Here is a 17484-nt window from a genome sequence, read left to right as displayed (position 1 = left end):
TTTCATTCGTGAGCACGGAGCTGGACGCGGTGGACCGGGCGCTGCTGGACGCCCTGCAGGAGGACGCGCGGCTGTCCTACAACGAGCTGGCGCGGCGCGTGCACGTGTCGCCGCCGACGGTGGCGCAGCGGGTGCGCAGGCTGGAGAACGCGGGCGTGATCACCGGCTACCGGGCCACCGTGGACCCGACGGCGGTGGGCCGCCCGGTGGTCGCCCTGGTGCGGATGAAGTGCTACGGCCCCCGGTGCATCACGGTGCACCCGGAGTTGCTCGACGACTGCCCGGAAGTGGTCGAGGTGCAGCGGCTGACCGGCGACATCTGCTCGGTGGTCAAGGTCGTCACCACCACGATCAGCGAGCTGGAGCGCCTGCTGGTCCGCCTCGGCGGCTACGGCGAGACCTCCAGCGCGATGGTGCTGTCGACGCCTATCCCGTGGCGCCCGGTCCCAACAGGCTGAGCGCCTGCCGGACGTGGCCGTGGGCGGCGGCCAGCACCTCGGCGGCGCGCGCGGTCGGCACGCCGGAGAGCAGGCGCACCAGCGCCACCTTCAGGTCGCCGTCCGCCTCGGCCAGCGCGGCGGTGCACTCCGGCTCGGCCAGGCCGGTCGCCTCCCGCAGGATGCGCACGGTGCGCCCGCGCAGCTTGGCGTTGGTGGCCCGCATGGACACCATGAGGTTGGAGTAGGTACGGCCGAGCTTGACCATCACCGCGGTGGAGAACGAGGTCAGCACCAGCTTCTGCGAGCTGCCCGCCTTCATCCGGGTGGACCCGGCGATGGCCTCCGGGCCGGTGTCCAGCGCGATCAGCACGTCCACGTCGACCGGCGCGGCGTCGGGGTTGTTCGACACCAGCACGGTGCGGGCGCCCAGGGCGCGCGCCTGCTCCAGCGCGGCGACCACGAACGGGGTGCGGCCCGACGCCGTCACGCCCAGCACCAGGTCGCCGGGGGCGGCGTGCCTGCGGATCTCCGCCGCGCCGCCCGCCGCCTCGTCCTCGGCGTTCTCCACCGCGCGGACCAGCGCCTCCGCGCCGCCCGCGTGGTGGGCGACGAACCACTCCGGCGGGGCGTTGAACGTGGGCGGCAGCTCGGCGGCGTCCAGCGTGGCCAGCCTGCCCGAGGTGCCCGCGCCCACGTAGTGCACCCGGCCGCCGCCGTGCAGCGCCGCCACCGCCAGGTCCACGGCCCGCGCCAGCTCCGGCAGCACGGCGGCCACCGCGTCGGGGACCTGCCGGTCCTCCTGGTTGATCAGCCGGAGCACCTCCAGCGTGGACACCCGGTCGATGTCCTCGGTCCGCGGGTTGCGCGCCTCGGTGGGGGAGTCGACCCGGACCGCGACACCGTTCGGGGGTGAGGTCACTTACCCGCCTCCCTGCGCCGCCTGCCGTCCGGCCTGCTGCCCAGGCGGTGCCCGGCCACCGCGTCGTAGGTGGCCTCCAGCGCGGTCTTGGCGCTGTCCACGTGCCGCTGGGCGACCCCGATGAACAGGCAGTCGATGATCGTGAGCTGGGCGATGCGGCTGGCCATCGCGCCGGAGCGGAACGTGGTCTCGCGCGCCGCCGTGGTCAGCACGTGGTCGGCGACCTCGGTGATCGGCGAGCGGGGGAAGTTGGTCAGCGCCACCGTGGTCGCGCCGTGCTGCTTGGCCACCCGCAGCGCTTCGACGGTCTCGGCGGTGGAGCCGGTGTGCGAGATGCCCACCGCCACGTCCGCCCCGCTGAGCACCGCGGCCGAGGTCAGCGCGATGTGGGTGTCGTTCCAGGCGAAGCAGGTGCGGCCGATGCGGTGCAGCTTCTGCTGCAGGTCGAAGGCGACGAACGCGCTGGCGCCGAAGCCGTAGACGTCCACCCGGCCCGCGCCCGCGACCGCTTCGACGACCGCTTCCAGCGTGTCGACGTCGAGCTGCTCGGCGGTCTCCTCGACCGCGCGGGCGTCGGCGAAGGCCACCTTGCCCACCACCTGCCGCAGGTCGTCGCCGGGGCCGATGTCGCCGCCGAGGTCGCGGTCGGTGCGGGCGGCGGTGCGGGCGGTGTCGGCGGCCAGCGCGATGCGCAGCTCCGGGTAGCCGCCGACGCCGATGGCCTTGCAGAACCGGGTCACCGTGGTCTCGCTGGTGCCCGCGGCCTCGGCGACCTCGGTGATGCTGCGGTGCGCGACGGTCGCCGGGTTGTCCAGCACGACCTTGGCGACCCGCTGCTCCGCTCGGGCCAGGCCGGGCAGCAGGGAGCGGATCTTCACCAGGGGGCTGGTGTCGGTGCTTTCGGTGGCCACGTGGGAAACTTACTAACCGATTGACTAGTGGTCAACGTAGAGTGCCCTGCTGTCACCCTGATCGAGCACGATCCACCCTGTTGATATCGACTATCGGGAAGATCGTTACTACCTGTTGACGGCTTGCCAGCCCTCGGCCGTCAGGCCGGCCTGCTCCCGCTCCGCGTCGAGCACCAGCCCCCGCTGGTCGGTCACGCGCACCGCGTCGACGTGCACGCCCCGGCCGCCGTAGCCGGTGCCCCGCGAGTACACCCAGCGGAACCGGGACGCGGGCGCGGTGTCCACCACCACCCGCTCCCACCGCCGCTCGCCGTACCCGGTCAGCACCTCCACGTCCCGCCAGGTGGTGCCGTCACCCGCCTGCACGACCACCCGGTCGCCGGGGTCCAGGTCGACGAACGCGCTGAACACCAGCCGCTGCCGCGTCCCGCGCACCGGCAGCTCGCGCGTGGTCAGCGTGCCGCCCGCGACCACCGGCGACCACGCCGACGGCCCGCGCCGCGGCTTCACCGCCAACGCCTTCGCCAGCCCGTCGGCCACCGCGCGCCGGGCGGGGTTGACCGAGCCCCAGTTCCGGCTCGGGTGCACCCGGTTGGTCAGCAGGACCGCCACCGACCGCGACAGCGGGTCCAGCACCAGCGAAGTGCCCGTGTACCCGGTGTGGCCCGCCGTGCCCGGCGCGGTCAGCGCGCCCATGTACCAGCGCTGGTCCAGCTCGAAGCCGAGGCCGTGCGAGTTGCCGGGGAAATCACCGGTGAAGTCGGTCAGCATCAGCTCCACCGTGGCGGGTTCGAGGACCCGCCTGCCGCCGTACGCGCCGCCGTTGAGCAGCGCCTGCCCCAGCACCGCCAAGTCGCGCGCGGTGGAGAACACGCCCGCGTGGCCCGCCACGCCGCCCAACGACCAGGCGTTCTCGTCGTGCACCTCGCCGCGCACCATGCCGCGCGGCGGGCTGGCCTGGAACTCCGTCGCCGCGATCCGGCCCAGCTTGCTCGCGGGCGGGTTGTAGCCGGTGTCGACCATGCCCAGCGGCTCCGTGACGCCCTCGCGGACCAGGGCGTCCAGCGGCTTGCCCGCGACCCGCTCCACCAGCACGCCCAGCGTGATCAGGTTCAGGTCCGAGTAGGCGTAGGCGGTGCCCGGCGGGGTCTTGGGGGCCACGTCCATGACCGCCTTGACCCGCGCGGCCCGGTCCGGCCAGCTCTGCCACAGCGGCAGCCACGGCTCCAGGCCCGAGGTGTGCGTCAGCAGCTGCTCGACGGTGATCGACGCCTTGCCGTTGACCCCGAACTCCGGCAGGTAGTCGGCCACCGGCCGGTCGATCGCCACCCGGCCCAGCTCCACCTGCCGCATCACCGCGATCGAGGTGAACAGCTTGGACACCGACGCCAGGTCGAAGATCGTGTCCGGGGCCATCGGCACCCGCTGGTCCTCGGGCAGTTCGGTGCCCGCCGCGTCCGCGTAGCGCACCGCCCACCCCTCCGGCTGGTGGGCGACGACGACCCCGTTGTGCGCCAGCAGCGTCACCGCGCCCGCGAACAGCGGGTGGCCGTCCGCGCCCGGCTCGGTGTAGCGGCGCACCGCCTCCAACGCGCCCTCGACCGGCGCCGGGGCCAGCCCGGCCCGCTGCGGCGTGCCGGGGCGCAGCGCGGTCCACGCGGGCGCGAAGCGGTCGTGCGGCTGGTCGAAGCGGCCTCCCGCGCCGGTCGCGCTCGCGGGGACGCTCAGCAGGCTCAGGGCGGTCACGGACGCGAACAGCAGGGCGGGAACTCGCATCGGTCTCCTCACCGGTAGCGCAGGTACCTGCGGCGGGTGTGCCGGAACGCGGCCAGCTCCGCGGCCCAGGCGCCGACCACCTCGTCGGTGCCCGCGCCCGCGTCGACCATCCGGCGCAGCCGGTCGGAGCCGGTGAGCTTGTCGATCCAGTTGTCCGGCCGCCACCCGAACTGCTGCGGGTAGCGGGCCTTCGCGGTCACGATCATGGCCACGCCGGTGCGCACGGCGTCGAACCGGTGCGGGTCGGTGACGTGCACCGCCACCCCGGCGCACGCGGTGCCCGCGAACTTGTTGAACGTCGGCGCGAAGTGGGTCTCCCGGAACCGCACGCCCGGCAGGCCCGCCGCGTTGAGGTCCTCCGCCCACCGCCAGTCCAGCCCCGGCGCGCCGACGGTCTCGAACGGCCGCGTGGTGCCCCGGCCCTCGGAGAACAGCACGCCCTCGAACAGGCACGTGCCGGGGTAGACCAGGGCGGTGTCCCTGGTGGGCACGTTCGGGCTGGGCGGCACCCACGGCAGGCCGGTGTCGAGCTGGTCGCGCCGCCAGCCGCGCACCTCGACCACGTCCAGCTCGGCGACCCGGCCGCCGTCCTCGGGCAGGAACTCGCCGTCGAAGAACCCGGCCAGCTCGCCCACGGTCATGCCGTGCTGCTGCACGATCGGCTTGCGGCCCACGCCCGTGGCGTACGCCGGGTCCAGCTGCGGGCCGCGCGCCGTGCCGCCGATCGGGTTGGGCCGGTCCAGCACCACGAACGCCGCGCCGGTGGCCGCCGCGGCCTGCATCGCGGTGTACATGGTCCAGATGTAGGTGTAGAAGCGGGCGCCGATGTCGGCGATGTCGAACACCACGGTGTCCACGCCCGCCTTGGCGAACATGCCCGCCAGCTTGGTCGCGTTCGCGCCGTAGGCGTCGTAGACCGGCACGCCGGTGCGCGGGTCCAGGTAGTCGCCCTCCGAGCCGCCCGCCTGCGCGGTGCCGCGGAACCCGTGCTCGGGGCCGAAGGCCGCCACCGGCCGCACTCCGGCGGCGACCATCGAGTCCACGACGTGGGTGTGGTCGCGCAGCACGCCCGTCGGGTTGGTGAGCACGCCGACCTTGCGGCCCGCGAACCGCCGCCAGCCCCGCGCGGCCAGCTGCTCCGCGCCGGTGGCCGTCGCCCCGGCGGCCGAGGCCGGGTCCGCCGAAGCCGGGGCGGACGCCGCGCCCAGCGCGGGGACGGCCAGCGCGCCGGCCAGGAATCCCCTGCGGTCCACGCGCGTCACCAGCCCACGGCGTGGCCGAAGGGGTACGGGCGCGGGCCGGGCACGTCCACCGGCAGCTTGCCCGCGGGCTTGACCTCGCCGTAGACCACCCTGGCCAGGGACTCCATCGACACCGCGCCGTAGGAGAAGGTGGCCAGCCAGGTCGGCGCGTCGGTGTGCGCCACGTCGTACGGGTTCTGCACGGCCACCGCCACCACCGGTTTCCCGGTCGCCAGCAGCCGGGCCACCAGCGCCTGCTGGGCGGGCTGGCGGGACAGCGCGTTGGTCAGCACCACCACGACCTGCGCGCCCGCCGCCGCCTGCGCGGCCGACGCGATCTGCGCCTCGGTGGGCGCGGAGCCGGTGGGCAGCGCGGTGGCCGCCGCGCCGCGGGCGGCGAAGCGCTCGGCCAGCGCTCGGGTCGTCGTCTCGCCCCAGCCGGTGACCAGCGCGGACGCGGGCTTGGCGGACAGCGGCAGCACGCCCGCGTCGTTGCGCACGGCGGTGACCGTCCGGTCCGCGATGGCCTGCGCGACCGCCAGCCGGTCCGGGGTGCCCACCTTCGGGTCCGCGCTCGCGGGCGGGGAGGTGAGCATCCCGCGCAGGAACTTCATCCGCAGCACCCGCAGCACGCTCTGGTCGATGCGCCGCTCGGTCAGCTCGCCGCCGCGCACCGCGGCGACGACGCTGTCCACGGCCACGCGCAGGTCGACCGGCATGAGCAGCTGGTCCACGCCCGCCTTGAGGGCCAGCACCGGGATCTCCGCGTCGGGGTGCAGCTGCCGCACGCCCGCCATGGCCAGCGAGTCGGTGATGACCACCCCGTCGTAGCCCAGCTCCTCGCGCAGCAGACCGGTCACCACCGGTCGGGACAGCGTGGCGGGCTCGCCGGACGGGTCGATCAGCGGCATCCGGATGTGCGCGGTCATGATCGAGTCCACGCCCGCGGCGATGGCCGCCCGGAACGGCTCGGCGTCCACCGCGCGCCACTGCTCGGCGGTGCGGTCCACGGTCGGCAGGCTGGTGTGGCTGTCCTCGGCGGTGTCGCCGTGGCCGGGGAAGTGCTTGGCGGTGGCCGACACGCCGGTGCGGGTCAGCGGGTGCTGCTGGTAGCCGCGCACCTGGGCGGCGGTCATGGTGGCCGCCAGCGCCGGGTCGCCGGAGTAGGAGCGCACCCCGATCACCGGGTTGGCCGGGTTGGAGTTGACGTCCGCGTCCGGGGCGAAGTCCTGGTTGATCCCCATCGCCCGCAGCTCGCGCGCGGTGATCTCGGCGGCCTTCTCGGCGTCCTGGGCGCGGCGGCCCGCGCCCAGCGCCATGTTGCCGGGGAACTGGGTGACCGGCGGGCCGATGCGGGTGACGATGCCCATCTCCTGGTCGGTGGAGATGGCCAGCGGGATGCGGCTGGCCCGCTGCAGCCCGTTGGACAGCGCGGCGATCTGCGCCGGGGTGTCGATGTTGTCGTAGCTGGAGTTGTTGAAGTAGACGACCCCGCCGGGCCGGTACTTGGCGACCACCTCGGCGGCGGTGCCCACGCCGAAGTCGCGCTGGTTGCCGGGGTGCGCCTCGTCGGCGGCCTGGCCGTGCACGTAGGTGACGAAGAGCTGGCCCACCTTCTCCTCCAGGGACATGCCCCGCAGGAGCGCGCTGATGGCGCTGGTGCCCAGCCGCGCGGCCCCGGCCGCGTCGGCGGGCGCCTGGGCGGTGGCCGGTGGCGCGGCGAGCGAGGCCGCGGCCACGGCGGTGGCGACGAGCGTTCGGCGGAGCCGGAGCACGGTGGCCTCCCCACTTGGCGATGTTCCACCACTGGTGGACGCAATCGGCAAGTTACCCACGCCACAGTGGCGGGTCAACGTTGCCTCATCGCCGTCGTGCGGCCATTGTGCGGGGCGGCCCCGACGATTTCCGGCTCGCGCTCGTCCTTCGATGGTGCGGTTTCCACGGGCATGAAACAGGCGATGCCCCCACTCGCGTGAGGGCACCGCCGGCAGCGCGGACGTTCGAGTTACCAAGCGTGCAACTCGTGTCGTACCAACCTGGCCTCGGCGTCCGGCGTCCCGGTACGCAGGCCCTAGACGACAAGCCTCCCGCGGCGTGCTGCGCGTGGGTGCTCGACGTCCGCGCACGGAGCTCTGTCAGGGAGGAGCTGGGCTTCTCTTCGCCCGGTCCCGGCCGACCCGAGGTCCGCACTTCCTTTGTAGTCCGTGCCCGCCGTCACATCAAGGGCTCGATGGGGTGCACCGGTCAAGCAACGGTGAGTAGCGGATGTTCTTGTGCGACAGGGGTTTCCGCCGCTGGTACCGCTGAGCGGGGCACAGCGGGGTGAATCAGTTCCTGCGCCGCCTGCGCAGTCCGTACCAGGCCACCCCGGCGGCCGCCGTGGCCGCGCCGAGACCGATCGCGGTGACCGCCACCGCGGCGCCGGACGGGCGCGGCAGGCGGGCCCTGAGCGACACCGGGTCGGAGAAGGTCAGCACGGGCCAGCCGCGCTGGGCGGCGACCTTGCGCAGGGCGCGGTCGGGGTTGACGGCCGTGGGGTGGCCGACGGCCTCCAGCAGCGGCAGGTCGGTCACCGAGTCGGAGTAGGCGTAGCACTCCGCGAGGTCGTAGCCGTGCTCCGCGGCCAGCTGCTTGGCCGCGATGGCCTTGTTCTCGCCCGCGCAGTAGAAGTCGACCGCGCCGGAGTAGCGGCCCCCGTTGACCACCATCCGCGTGCCCACGCTGCGCGTCGCGCCGATCATCTCCGCGATGGGGGAGACGACTTCCTCGCCGGACGCGGAGACGACGACCACGTCGTGGCCCTGGTCCTTGTGGTCGCCGATGAGCTGGGTGGCCTCTTTGTAGACCAGCGGGTCGACGATGTCGTGCAGGGTCTCGTCGACGATCGCGCGGACCTGCTCGACGTCCCACCCCGCGCACAGCGCGGTGATGTGGGAGCGCATCCGGTCCATCTGGTCCGCGTCGGCGCCCGCGAGCATGAAGACGAACTGCGCGTAGGCGCTCTTGAGCACCGCCCGCCGGTTGATCAGGCCGCCTTGGAAGAAGGGCCTGCTGAACGCCAACGTGCTCGACTTGGCGATGACCGTCTTGTCCAGGTCGAAGAACGCGGCGACTCGACGTCCTCCGCTGGCGTCACCTTCATTGGCGTCGCCGTCGTTCGGGTGCTCGGTCACGGCTCCAGCTTAAGGGCGCACGGGCGAGACCCGGATGGACGCCTACGTTCGAAGGTTTACGAACCGAAGGTGATGCGGTCCCCCGAATTTTTTCTGTCCCTCTAACGGAAGACGCGCATGACCCTGGCGCGGGGGGATACAGTAGGACTGGTCCGGCTCGACCGGACGGGTTCAGTCCGACCCCCCGGGACTGAACCAATGACGACCCCCGTCCCTCCCCCCTGGCGGGGGTCGTCCCATGTCCGGACTCGGGTGGCCGCCGCCGCTCGCTGGACCGCCGGCCTCTTTCCCGCCAAATCCCCCAGCATTTCGCACCTCCGCGTCCGCTGCGAGCGGGAGCGCTCTCATCGCGCCGAGTTGTCCACAGGGCCCCCGGTTGTCCACATGTTGATCTTCGGTCGTTGTGGGCCCGCCCACGACCGGTGACCGTGGACCCCGACGAGTCCTTGATCGACGGGGGTGGGGTTGTGCGACGACCGGTGGCGCTGGTGACCGGGGAAGAGCTGCTGGACGAGGTGCTCCGGCTGGCCGCCGCGGCCGAGTGCGAGGTGGAGCGGGTGGCCGACGTGGCGGCCCTGCGCGGGCGGTGGGCCGCCGCGCCCGCGGTGCTGCTGGATCAGCGGGCGCTGGAGGCCTGCGCGGCGGCGGGCCTGCCGCGCAGGCCGGACGTGCTGCTGGTGGCGACCGGCCCGCCGTCGCCGGGCGCCTGGCCGAGGGCGGTGGCGCTGGGCGTGGCGCGCGTGGTGGTGCTGCCGCAGGGCGCGCCCGAGCTGGTGGCCGTCCTGCGGGAGGTCGCCGACGGCCCGCCGACCGGCGGGGGCCGGGTGCTGGCGGTGCTGGGCGGGCGCGGCGGCGCGGGCGCCTCCGTGCTGGCCGCGGCGCTCGGCCACGCGGTGCTGGCGGCGGGCGGCAACGGGCTGCTGGTCGACTGCGACCCGCTGGGCGGCGGGCTGGACCTGGCGCTGGGCGTGGAGGCCGCGCAGGGCCTGCGCTGGCCGGACGTGCGGGTGACCGGCGGCCGGGTGCCCGCATCGTCGCTGCGCTCGGCCCTGCCCGGCCGGTCCACCCGGCGCGGCACGCTCAGCGTGCTGGCCTGCGGTCGGGCCGGACCGGACCCCGAACCCGAGGCCGTGGCGGCGGTGGTCGAGTCCGGCCGCCGCGCGGGCGACACGGTGGTGTGCGACCTGCCCCGCCAGCTCACCCCGGCGGCCTGCGCCGCGCTGGACCGGGCCGACCTCGCGGTGCTGGTGGTCCCGGCGGAGGTCCGGGCCTGCGCCGCCGCCCAGCGGGTGGCCCGCCAGGTCGGCGAGCGCGGCGTGGCGCTGGGCGCGGTCGTGCGCGGCCCCGCGCCCGGCGGCCTGCGGGCCGGGCAGGTGGCCGACGCGGTCGGCGTCCCCCTGCTCACCGTGATGCCGTCGCAGCCCCGCCTGGCTGGCGCGCTGGACCGGGGCGGTTTCCCCGGCGGCGCTCGCGGTCGGCTGGCCAAGGCGGCCCGCGAAGTGCTGGCGGTGCTCCGTGAGGGCTGAACGGGTGAGCGCCGAGCGAGTGAGCGCCGAACGGGTGAGGTGGTGGGGATTCCTGTGTTCGGAGGTATTCCGGCCAGGACGGCGCCGCCGCGGCCGCGTCAGGCCGCTGCGCGGGTGCGCACCATGACCGCCGATCTGGTCGAGCGCGTTCGCCGGAGGTTGGCCAACGGCCGGTCGGAGCTGACCTCGGCCGCGGTCGCGGCGGCGGTGCGCGGCGAGGCGGGCGGCCTGCTGGGCGACGAGGACGTGCTGCGGGCGCTGGCCGTGCTGCGCCGGGAGTTCGCGGGCGCGGGCCCGCTGGAGCCGCTGCTGCGCGACCCCGGAGTGACCGACGTCCTGGTCACCGCGCCGGACCAGGTGTGGGTCGACGGGGCCGAGGGGCTGCGCCGCACCGGCACGACCTTCACCGACGAGGCGGCCGTGCGCCGCCTGGCCCAGCGCCTGGCGGTCGCCGCGGGCAGGCGGCTGGACGACGCCGTCCCGTACGTCGACGGCTGGCTGCCGGGTGCCGTGCGGCTGCACGCGGTCCTCCCGCCGATCAGCCAGCACACCTGCCTGTCGCTGCGCGTCCTGCGGCCCGCCGCGCACGACCTGGCCGCGCTGGAGCGCGGCGGCACCTTCGACGGGCCCACCGCCGGGCTGCTGCGCGCCATCGTCGAGGCCCGCCTGGCGTTCCTGGTCGTCGGCGGCACCGGCTCGGGCAAGACCACCCTGCTGGCGGCGCTGCTCGGCTGCGTGCCGCACGACCAGCGCGTGGTGTGCGTGGAGGACGCGGGCGAGCTGCACCCCGACCACCCGCAGGTGGTCCGGCTGGTGGCGCGCGCCGCCAACGTCGAGGGCGCGGGCGAGGTGACCGTCCGGGACCTGGTGCGGCAGGGGCTGCGGATGCGCCCGGACCGCATGGTGGTCGGCGAGGTTCGCGGCGCGGAGGTGTGCGACCTGCTGTCCTCGCTCAACACCGGCCACGACGGGGGCGCGGGCACCCTGCACGCCAACTCCCCGGCGGAGGTCCCGGCCCGGCTGGAGGCGCTGGCCGCGCTGGGCGGCCTGGACCGGGCGGCACTGCACAGCCAGCTCGCCGCGGCGGTGCAGGTCGTGCTGCACACGCGCCGGACGGCCACCGGCGCGCGTCGTCTCGTCGAGATCGGCGTCTTCGAGCGCCGGGCTCGCACCACCGGGGTCACGCCCGCCTGGCGGCACGACACCGGGTGGCAGGCGGGCGCTGCGGTGCTGCGCGAGATGCTGCGCGAACGGGGACGACCATGCCCCTGATCGTGCTCGCGGCGGCCTTGGCGGCGCTGCCGCCACCACGCGCCCACCGACGCCTGAGAGCGCTGCGCCCCGAGCCGCGACGCCGATGGCGGTGGAGGCGGCCCGGCACGCCCGTGGTCGCCGTCGCGGGCGCGCTGCTCGGGCTGGTGGCCGGGGTGGGCGGTGCGCTCGCGGGCGCGCTGCTGGCCTCGGTCCTGTGGCGCGAGCACCGCGACCGCGTCGCGCGGCGGGACCGGCTGGCCGCGACCGCCGCGCTGGCCGCCGGGCTCAAGGCGTTCACCGCGGAGCTGCGCGCGGGAGCCCACCCGGCCGCGGCGGCGGCCAACACCGCTGAGGACTGCGCGCCACCGGCCGCCGAGGTGTTCGACACCATCGCCACCACGGCGGCCAGGGGCGGCGACGTCGAAGCCGCGCTGGCGCACACCGACGCCGCCCCGCTCGCGCGGGCGTGGCGGCTGGCCGACGCGCACGGGGTGCCGCTGGCGGGCGCGCTGGAAGCGGTGGGCCGCGACCTCGACCGGCGCGCGGCGTTCGCCCGGCAGGTCCGCGCCCGCATGGCCGGACCGCGCGCCAGCGTCGCGGTGCTGGCCGCGCTGCCCGTCTTCGGGCTGCTGCTGGGCGAGTTCAGCGGAGCGGGCCCGGTCCAGGTGCTGCGCACCACGCTCGCGGGACAGGTCCTGCTGGTGCTCGGCGCGGTGCTGGTGTGCGCGGGACTGCGCTGGTGCGCTCACCTGACCGGGGAGGCGCCGGGATGAGCCCGCTGCTGCTCGCCCTGGCCCTGCTGGTGCTCCCGGCGGGCCGACCGGCGCTCGACCGGCTGCGCCCGCCGCCCGCGCGGCGGACAAGGGCGAAACCGCCACCGCCCGACCCGTTCGCCCTGGCCGCGACCTGGGACCTGCTGGCCGCCTGCCTCAGGGCCGGTCTGCCGGTGGCGGGCGCCCTGCACGCCGTGCTGGCGGGCGTGCCGCCGGGTCCGGCCGGACGCCTGCGCCGCGTCTGCCACCAGCTGGCGCTCGGCGTTGACCCGGCCACCGCCTGGGCGCCCGCCCTGGCGCACCCGGACACCGCGCCGCTGGCCCGCGCGGCTAAGCGGTCGGCCCGGTCCGGGGCCGCGCTGGCGGACGCGGTGACCGACCTGGCCCGCGACGTCCGCGCCGCGCTGGCCGACGAAGCCGAGACCCGCGCCCAGCGGGCGGCGGTGCTGGTGGCCGGGCCGCTGGCGCTGTGCTTCCTGCCCGCCTTCCTGTGCCTCGGCGTGCTGCCCGTGGTGCTCGGCCTCGTGCGCACCCTGACCTGATCACACCCCGACCTGATCCCACCCCGACCTGATCCCACCCGATGGAGGATGAAAGTGCTCGACGACCGGGGAACGACCACCACCGAATACGCCCTCACCACGCTCGCCGCGGCGACGTTGGCGGGTCTGCTCCTGACGTTCGTCGCGGGCGGATGGGTCGAGCAGCAGTTGCAGAAGGTGCTGCGGCTCGCCCTCGACCTGCCCTGGTGAGCGACGACCGGGGCACCGCGACGGTGGAAGCGGCGCTGGCGATCTGCGCCCTGCTGGCCTTCCTGGCGCTGTGCGCGGGCGGCCTGGCCGCCGTGATCGCCCAGCTCCGCTGCACCGACGCGGCCCGCGAGGCGGCCCGGCTGGTCGCCAGGGGCGACAACGCGCTGGCCGAGTCCGCCGTGGCCGCCATCGCCCCCGCCGACGCCCACCTGACCGTGCGCCTGGAGGGCGACACCGCCTGGACCGAGGTCACCGCCACCGAAGCGGGTCTCACCCTGCGCGCCCGCGCCTACGCCGTCCTGGAACCCACCCCCGAGGAGCCCCGCGAACCGAGCGTTCCGACACCGCGAACTGAGCGTTCGGGCACTCCGAACTGAGCGTTCAGGTGACGAAGACGAAGCAGCACGAGCGAAAGGAGGTGGTGGATGCGTCCGCACGACGACCGGGGCGCGGCTTCGGTCCTGGCGGTGGCGCTGCTGTCGGTCCTGTTCACGATCACCGCCCTCGGCATCCGGCTGGGCGAGGTCACCCTCGTCCGGCACCGCCTGACCGCCGCGGCCGACCTGGGCGCGCTGGCCGCGGCGGCGCACCTGGTGTCCGGTCCGGCGCACGCCTGCGCCCGCGCCGAGTGGGTGATCACCCGGATGGGCGGCAGGCTGGACGACTGCTCGGTGCGGGGCTGGGAGGTCTCGGTCGAGGTGTCGGACGAGTCCTCCGGCGGCCCCGTGCTGTTCGACGCGCCGAGCGCACGGGCGCGGGCGGGTCCGGCGGAATGGTGAGGGGTCCTCCGCACGACGAGCGGTCGTCCTCCGGCGGTGAGCGGACTCACAGTGGGGTTCGCCGGCGGTGAACGGTGGCCGCGGTCGTTCGGTCCCCCGTCCGGGCGAAGGGCGTTCGCCGTTCCGCAACGACCAGTTGTCGACTGCCGGGTTACCAACGGGGCCGGTCGTGTCGTTAATTCGAATGGCGGCACCGACGCGGTGTCGAGAAGTACCCGACACGGTGTCGTGGTCCTCAAGGAGGCGAACTCAACATGGAGTGGTCGGATAGCTGGCGCGGGGCCTTCCGCATCGAGCTGCGCGCGGAGGCGGTCAACCTCGCGTGGCACGGGTGGCCTGTGCTGCCGGGCACCTATCCGGCGGGCGACCGGTGGGCCGGTCGTGACGGCCTGGACCAGGACGGCCCGGTCCCGGTGCACCACGACTGGCAGGAGCGCATCGGCAGCAGGCCGGAGCAGGTCGCCTCCTGGTGGACCGGCCAGTCCTACAGCATCCTGGTCGCCACCGGCCACGGCGTCGACGCCATCGAGGTCGGGGCCGACCTGGGCCGCCGCGCCGCGGTCGCGCTGCGCGCCATCGGCATCCCGGTGCCGATCGCCGCGACGCCCGCGGGCCGCTGGATGTTCCTGGTCGCCTCCGGGCAGCCGCTGAGCACCGACCTGCTGGCCCACGACGACGTCCACCACTACGGGCGGGGCGAGTACGTCCCGCTGCCGCCGACGCCGGTCCAGCACGGCGTGGTGCACTGGCGGGTCAAGCCCCAGATCTGCGGCTGGCAGCTGCCGCGCCCCGGCGTCGTCGAGGACGCGCTGCTGGAGGCCGTGCGGGTGCCCGACCGCTACGAGGGACTGGTCTCCGCCGACCGGTCCTGACCTGAGACCCGGCCGTGCCGGGCGTCGTCGGACCCCTCCCCGACAACCCCGAGCACGACGTCCAGCACGGCCAGCCCGCCCGCCTTGTCCAGTGGGTCGTTGCCGTTCCCGCACTTCGGCGACTGCACGCAGGACGGGCACCCGGCCGGGCACGCGCAAGCAGCGATGGCCTCCCCAGTAGCGGCCAACCACGGGATGATCGCGGCGAAGCCGCGGTCGGCGAAACCGGCTCCCCCCGGATGACCGTCGTGCACGAACACCGTCGCCTTCCCGGTGTCCGGGTGCAGCGCGGTCGAGACACCGCCGATGTCCCAGCGGTCGCAGGTCGCGAACAGCGGTAGCAGGCCGATCGCCGCGTGCTCGGCCGCGTGCAGTGCGCCGGGGACGCGCGCCGGAGCCAGACCGGCGCCCCCCGGCGCACTGCCCACCAGCAGCGCGTCGTCCACCGCGTACCAGACCGCGCGGGTGCGCAGGGTCTGCGCGGGCAGGTCCAGCGCGACCTGGTCGATCACCTGCCCGGAGGGCAGCTTCCGCAGGTACGACACGACCTGCGAGGTCACCTCGACCTCGCCCAGGCACACCGACACGCCGTCGTACTCGCGCTTGTCCAGGGTGCGCACCACGGTGATGTCCTTGGTGTCGCGGGCCGTCGTGGTCCACTCCGGCTTCTCCGCGCGCACCAGCGCGATCCCGCTGTCCAGGTCCAGCCGGTCCACCACGTACGACTCGCCCTGGTGCAGGTAGACCGCGCCCTCGTGGACCGTCCAGCAGGCCGCGCCCGGATCGACCGTGCCCAGCATCCGACCCGTGTCGGCCTCCACCACCACGACCTGCTCGCCGCCCGAGCCTCGGATGTCCACCTCGCCGTGCGGGCGGTCGTGCGAGGTCCAGTACCAGCCGTTGGGCCTGCGCCGCAGCACCCGCCGCGCCACCAGGTCGTCGAGCACCGCCCGCGCGGCCTGCCCGCCAAACTCGTCCAGGCAGTCGGGGGTCAGCGGCAGCTCGGCCGCGGCGCACGCCAGCTGCGGCTCCAGCACGTACGGGTTGGCCGGGTCCAGCACGGTGGCCTCGACCGGTCTGTCCAGCACCGCCGACGGGTTGTGCACCAGGTAGGTGTCCAGCGGGTCGTCCCGCGCCACGAACACCACCAGCGCGTCGGAGTCGCCGCTGCGCCCGGCCCGCCCGGCCTGCTGCCAGAACGAGGCCAGGGTGCCGGGGAAACCGGCCACCACCACGGCGTCCAGACCCGCGATGTCCACGCCGAGCTCCAGCGCGTTGGTCGTGGCCACGCCCAGCAGGTCGCCGCCGGACAGCGCCCGCTCCAGGGCCCGCCGCTCCTCGGGCAGGTAGCCCGCCCGGTAGGCGGCCACCCGGTCGACCAGCTCGCCGTCGACCTCGGCCAGGATGCGCCGCGCGCCCAGCGCGGTCAGCTCCGCCCCCACTCGCGACCGCACGAACGCCAGCGACCGCGCGCCCTCGACCACCAGGTCGGCCAGGATGCGGGCGGTCTCCGCGCCCGCCGACCGCCGCACCGGGGCGCCGTTCTCGCCTTCCAGGTCGTCCAGCAGCGGCGGCTCCCACAGCGCCACGGTCCGGCCCGCGCGTGGCGAGCCGTCCTCGGTGACCGCCTCGCACGGCGCGCCGAGCAGCCGCGACGCCGATCCCGCCGGGTCCGCCACGGTCGCCGAGGCCAGCACGAACACCGGGTCCGCGCCGTAGCGCCGGGCGACCCGCCTCAGCCGTCGCAGCAGCAGCGCCACGTGCGAGCCGAACACGCCTCGGTAGGCGTGGCACTCGTCGACCACGACGTAGGACAGCCGCCGGAAGAACCTGATCCACCGGGAGTGGTTGGGCAGCACCCCCCGGTGCAGCATGTCCGGGTTGCTGAACACCCAGTTGGCGTGCGCCCTGACCCAGTCGCGCTCGGCCATCGGCGTGTCGCCGTCGAACTTCGCGGCGCGCACGCCGGGCAGGCCCAGCGCCTCCACCGCGCGCAGCTGGTCGGCCCCCAGCGCCTTGGTCGGCGACAGGTACAGAGCTGTTGCTTTTGGATCTTCCACGAGCTTGCTCAGCACCGGCAGCTGGTAGGCCAGCGACTTGCCCGAGGCGGTGCCCGTGGCCACCACCACGTCACGCCCCGACCAGGCCAGCTCGGCGGCTTGGGCCTGGTGCCGCCACGGCACCGGCACGCCTCGCTCGACCAGCGCGGCCACCACCGGTTCCGCAGCCCAGGAGGGCCACGGGACCGGTTGGGCGGGTTGCGCGGGCAGGTCGGCGGCGTGCGTCAGCGGCGACTCGCCGGAGGGCACGCCCGCGAGCACCCGGTCCAGGAGTCGACGTCCTTGGTGCGCCACGCACCGCAGCTTCGCACACGGCGCCGACAGCGCCCCCTGAGTTACCTTTGCTTCCTGCGTTGATAACGGCGCGTGCACAGATCGGTACACCTGGTGGTGGGGTTGCGCCCTATGAATAGACTCCGCCGCTATCGCATCCAATGAGGGATGGATCACGTCGTGCCGGGGCTGACGTCGGGCCCGCCCTGGCGCGCCGCGAACCAGCCTCCGTTGGGCCAACTCTCACCAGGAGGATGGATGTCCCGGCAATTCCTCGCGGAGGGCCTGGAGCTCTCCGGAGGTGATCGCGGCCTCGTGGCCGTGGTCGCCGTGGTCGCCCTGGCCGCCCTGGCCGTCGGGTACGTGCTGCTCAGGGAGGTGCTGGCCGCGGGCCAGGGCACCACCAAGATGCAGGACATCGCCAAGGCGGTCCAAGAGGGCGCAGCGGCCTACCTCAACCGCCAGTTCCGCACCCTCGGCATCTTCGTCGTCATCGTGTTCGTGCTGCTGTTCGCGCTCCCGGCCGACACCGCGGCCGAGCGGATCGGCAGGTCGCTGTTCTTCGTCATCGGCGCGGCGTTCTCCGCCGCCATCGGCTACCTGGGCATGTGGCTGTCCACCCGCGCGAACGTGCGCGTGGCCGCCGCGGCCAAGGAGTCGGGCGGCCGGGAGAAGGCCATGCGGGTGGCGTTCCGCACCGGTGGCGTGGTCGGCATGATGACCGTCGGCCTCGGC

17 protein-coding genes are annotated in these 17484 nt (G+C 74.8%); 10 read left to right on the top strand and 7 right to left on the bottom strand.

Annotated features, from left to right (window positions below; translation table 11 throughout):
• Window positions 1–8 precede the first annotated feature (8 nt).
• Window positions 9–458 (top strand): Lrp/AsnC family transcriptional regulator, encoded by a 450-nt coding sequence (locus IEZ00_RS02035; protein WP_209623645.1) that lies wholly within the window; start codon window positions 9–11, stop codon window positions 456–458.
• On the opposite strand, the gene murQ is transcribed toward IEZ00_RS02035, so the two are convergent.
• From murQ to IEZ00_RS02005, 6 genes are all read right to left on the bottom strand, one after another.
• A complete protein-coding gene (gene murQ / locus IEZ00_RS02030; protein WP_189221286.1) occupies window positions 427–1359 on the bottom strand; it encodes an N-acetylmuramic acid 6-phosphate etherase in 933 nt (310 codons plus the stop codon). The two genes, IEZ00_RS02035 and murQ, sit on opposite strands and share 32 nt — an antisense overlap.
• On the bottom strand, window positions 1356–2270 hold the full coding sequence (locus IEZ00_RS02025) for a MurR/RpiR family transcriptional regulator (RefSeq protein WP_189221285.1): 915 nt from the start codon (window positions 2268–2270) through the stop codon (window positions 1356–1358). Before IEZ00_RS02025 ends, murQ begins: the two co-directional genes overlap by 4 nt.
• A gap of 108 nt (window positions 2271–2378) precedes the next feature.
• Window positions 2379–4046 (bottom strand): serine hydrolase domain-containing protein, encoded by a 1668-nt coding sequence (locus tag IEZ00_RS02020; protein WP_189221284.1) that lies wholly within the window; start codon window positions 4044–4046, stop codon window positions 2379–2381.
• 8 nt (window positions 4047–4054) lie between these two features.
• Window positions 4055–5299 carry an exo-beta-N-acetylmuramidase NamZ family protein gene (locus IEZ00_RS02015; RefSeq protein WP_372448504.1) on the bottom strand — a complete coding sequence of 415 codons (1245 nt, stop codon included), beginning with the start codon at window positions 5297–5299 and terminating at the stop codon, window positions 4055–4057.
• A gap of 5 nt (window positions 5300–5304) precedes the next feature.
• Window positions 5305–6918 carry a glycoside hydrolase family 3 protein gene (locus IEZ00_RS02010; protein ID WP_189221733.1) on the bottom strand — a complete coding sequence of 538 codons (1614 nt, stop codon included), beginning with the start codon at window positions 6916–6918 and terminating at the stop codon, window positions 5305–5307.
• Window positions 6919–7614: 696 nt separating this feature from the next.
• Complete coding sequence (locus IEZ00_RS02005; RefSeq protein ID WP_189221282.1) at window positions 7615–8460, bottom strand: HAD family hydrolase; 846 nt, start codon at window positions 8458–8460, stop codon at window positions 7615–7617.
• A 467-nt stretch (window positions 8461–8927) separates the two neighbouring features.
• Between IEZ00_RS02005 and ssd the strand changes: the two genes are divergently transcribed.
• The 8 genes from ssd (at window position 8928) to IEZ00_RS01965 (ending at window position 14416) form a co-directional block, all read left to right on the top strand.
• Complete coding sequence (ssd, locus tag IEZ00_RS02000) at window positions 8928–9986, top strand: septum site-determining protein Ssd (RefSeq protein WP_189221281.1); 1059 nt, start codon at window positions 8928–8930, stop codon at window positions 9984–9986.
• Window positions 9987–10109: 123 nt separating this feature from the next.
• The gene (locus IEZ00_RS01995; RefSeq protein ID WP_189221280.1) at window positions 10110–11258 is read left to right on the top strand and encodes a TadA family conjugal transfer-associated ATPase; all 1149 of its coding nucleotides are present in this window, start codon (window positions 10110–10112) and stop codon (window positions 11256–11258) included.
• Window positions 11249–12013, top strand: coding sequence for a type II secretion system F family protein (locus tag IEZ00_RS01990; protein ID WP_189221279.1), 765 nt, complete (start codon window positions 11249–11251; stop codon window positions 12011–12013). Before IEZ00_RS01995 ends, IEZ00_RS01990 begins: the two co-directional genes overlap by 10 nt.
• Window positions 12010–12555, top strand: coding sequence for a type II secretion system F family protein (locus IEZ00_RS01985; RefSeq protein ID WP_189221278.1), 546 nt, complete (start codon window positions 12010–12012; stop codon window positions 12553–12555). The genes IEZ00_RS01990 and IEZ00_RS01985 overlap by 4 nt, the downstream gene beginning before the upstream one ends.
• A 48-nt stretch (window positions 12556–12603) precedes the next feature.
• A complete protein-coding gene (locus tag IEZ00_RS01980; protein WP_189221277.1) occupies window positions 12604–12765 on the top strand; it encodes a DUF4244 domain-containing protein in 162 nt (53 codons plus the stop codon).
• Entirely contained in the window at window positions 12762–13142 is a 381-nt protein-coding gene (locus IEZ00_RS01975) for a TadE family type IV pilus minor pilin (protein WP_306344637.1), read from the top strand. The genes IEZ00_RS01980 and IEZ00_RS01975 overlap by 4 nt, the downstream gene beginning before the upstream one ends.
• Window positions 13143–13190: 48 nt before the next feature.
• Window positions 13191–13544 carry an Rv3654c family TadE-like protein gene (locus IEZ00_RS01970; protein ID WP_189221276.1) on the top strand — a complete coding sequence of 118 codons (354 nt, stop codon included), beginning with the start codon at window positions 13191–13193 and terminating at the stop codon, window positions 13542–13544.
• Between the two features lie 254 nt (window positions 13545–13798).
• On the top strand, window positions 13799–14416 hold the full coding sequence (locus IEZ00_RS01965; RefSeq protein ID WP_189221275.1) for a bifunctional DNA primase/polymerase: 618 nt from the start codon (window positions 13799–13801) through the stop codon (window positions 14414–14416).
• Here the strand turns inward: IEZ00_RS01965 and sftH are convergent.
• On the bottom strand, window positions 14383–16770 hold the full coding sequence (sftH, locus tag IEZ00_RS01960) for a DEAD/DEAH box helicase (RefSeq protein ID WP_189221274.1): 2388 nt from the start codon (window positions 16768–16770) through the stop codon (window positions 14383–14385). The genes IEZ00_RS01965 and sftH overlap by 34 nt on opposite strands.
• A gap of 237 nt (window positions 16771–17007) precedes the next feature.
• Here sftH and IEZ00_RS36115 point away from each other — a divergent pair.
• The coding region (locus tag IEZ00_RS36115) for a sodium/proton-translocating pyrophosphatase (RefSeq protein WP_229794916.1) at window positions 17008–17484 on the top strand (477 nt) is incomplete at its 3' end.

The organism is Saccharothrix coeruleofusca, assembly GCF_014648515.1.
Taxonomy (GTDB): domain Bacteria; phylum Actinomycetota; class Actinomycetes; order Mycobacteriales; family Pseudonocardiaceae; genus Actinosynnema; species Actinosynnema coeruleofuscum.
This window is presented reverse-complemented; position numbering and strand designations above follow the sequence as displayed.

Bases quoted from the DNA above. Each gene is read 5' to 3' on its own strand.
- IEZ00_RS01970 (WP_189221276.1), top strand. From the start codon at position 13,191: ATGCGTCCGCACGACGACCGGGGCGCGGCTTCGGTCCTGGCGGTGGCG.
- IEZ00_RS01995 (WP_189221280.1), top strand. From the start codon at position 10,110: ATGACCGCCGATCTGGTCGAGCGCGTTCGCCGGAGGTTGGCCAACGGC.
- IEZ00_RS01965 (WP_189221275.1), top strand. From the start codon at position 13,799: ATGGAGTGGTCGGATAGCTGGCGCGGGGCCTTCCGCATCGAGCTGCGC.
- IEZ00_RS02020 (WP_189221284.1), bottom strand. From the start codon at position 4,046: ATGCGAGTTCCCGCCCTGCTGTTCGCGTCCGTGACCGCCCTGAGCCTG.
- IEZ00_RS01985 (WP_189221278.1), top strand. From the start codon at position 12,010: ATGAGCCCGCTGCTGCTCGCCCTGGCCCTGCTGGTGCTCCCGGCGGGC.
- IEZ00_RS02010 (WP_189221733.1), bottom strand. From the start codon at position 6,918: ATGTCCCTGGAGGAGAAGGTGGGCCAGCTCTTCGTCACCTACGTGCAC.
- IEZ00_RS01980 (WP_189221277.1), top strand. From the start codon at position 12,604: ATGAAAGTGCTCGACGACCGGGGAACGACCACCACCGAATACGCCCTC.
- IEZ00_RS01990 (WP_189221279.1), top strand. From the start codon at position 11,249: ATGCCCCTGATCGTGCTCGCGGCGGCCTTGGCGGCGCTGCCGCCACCA.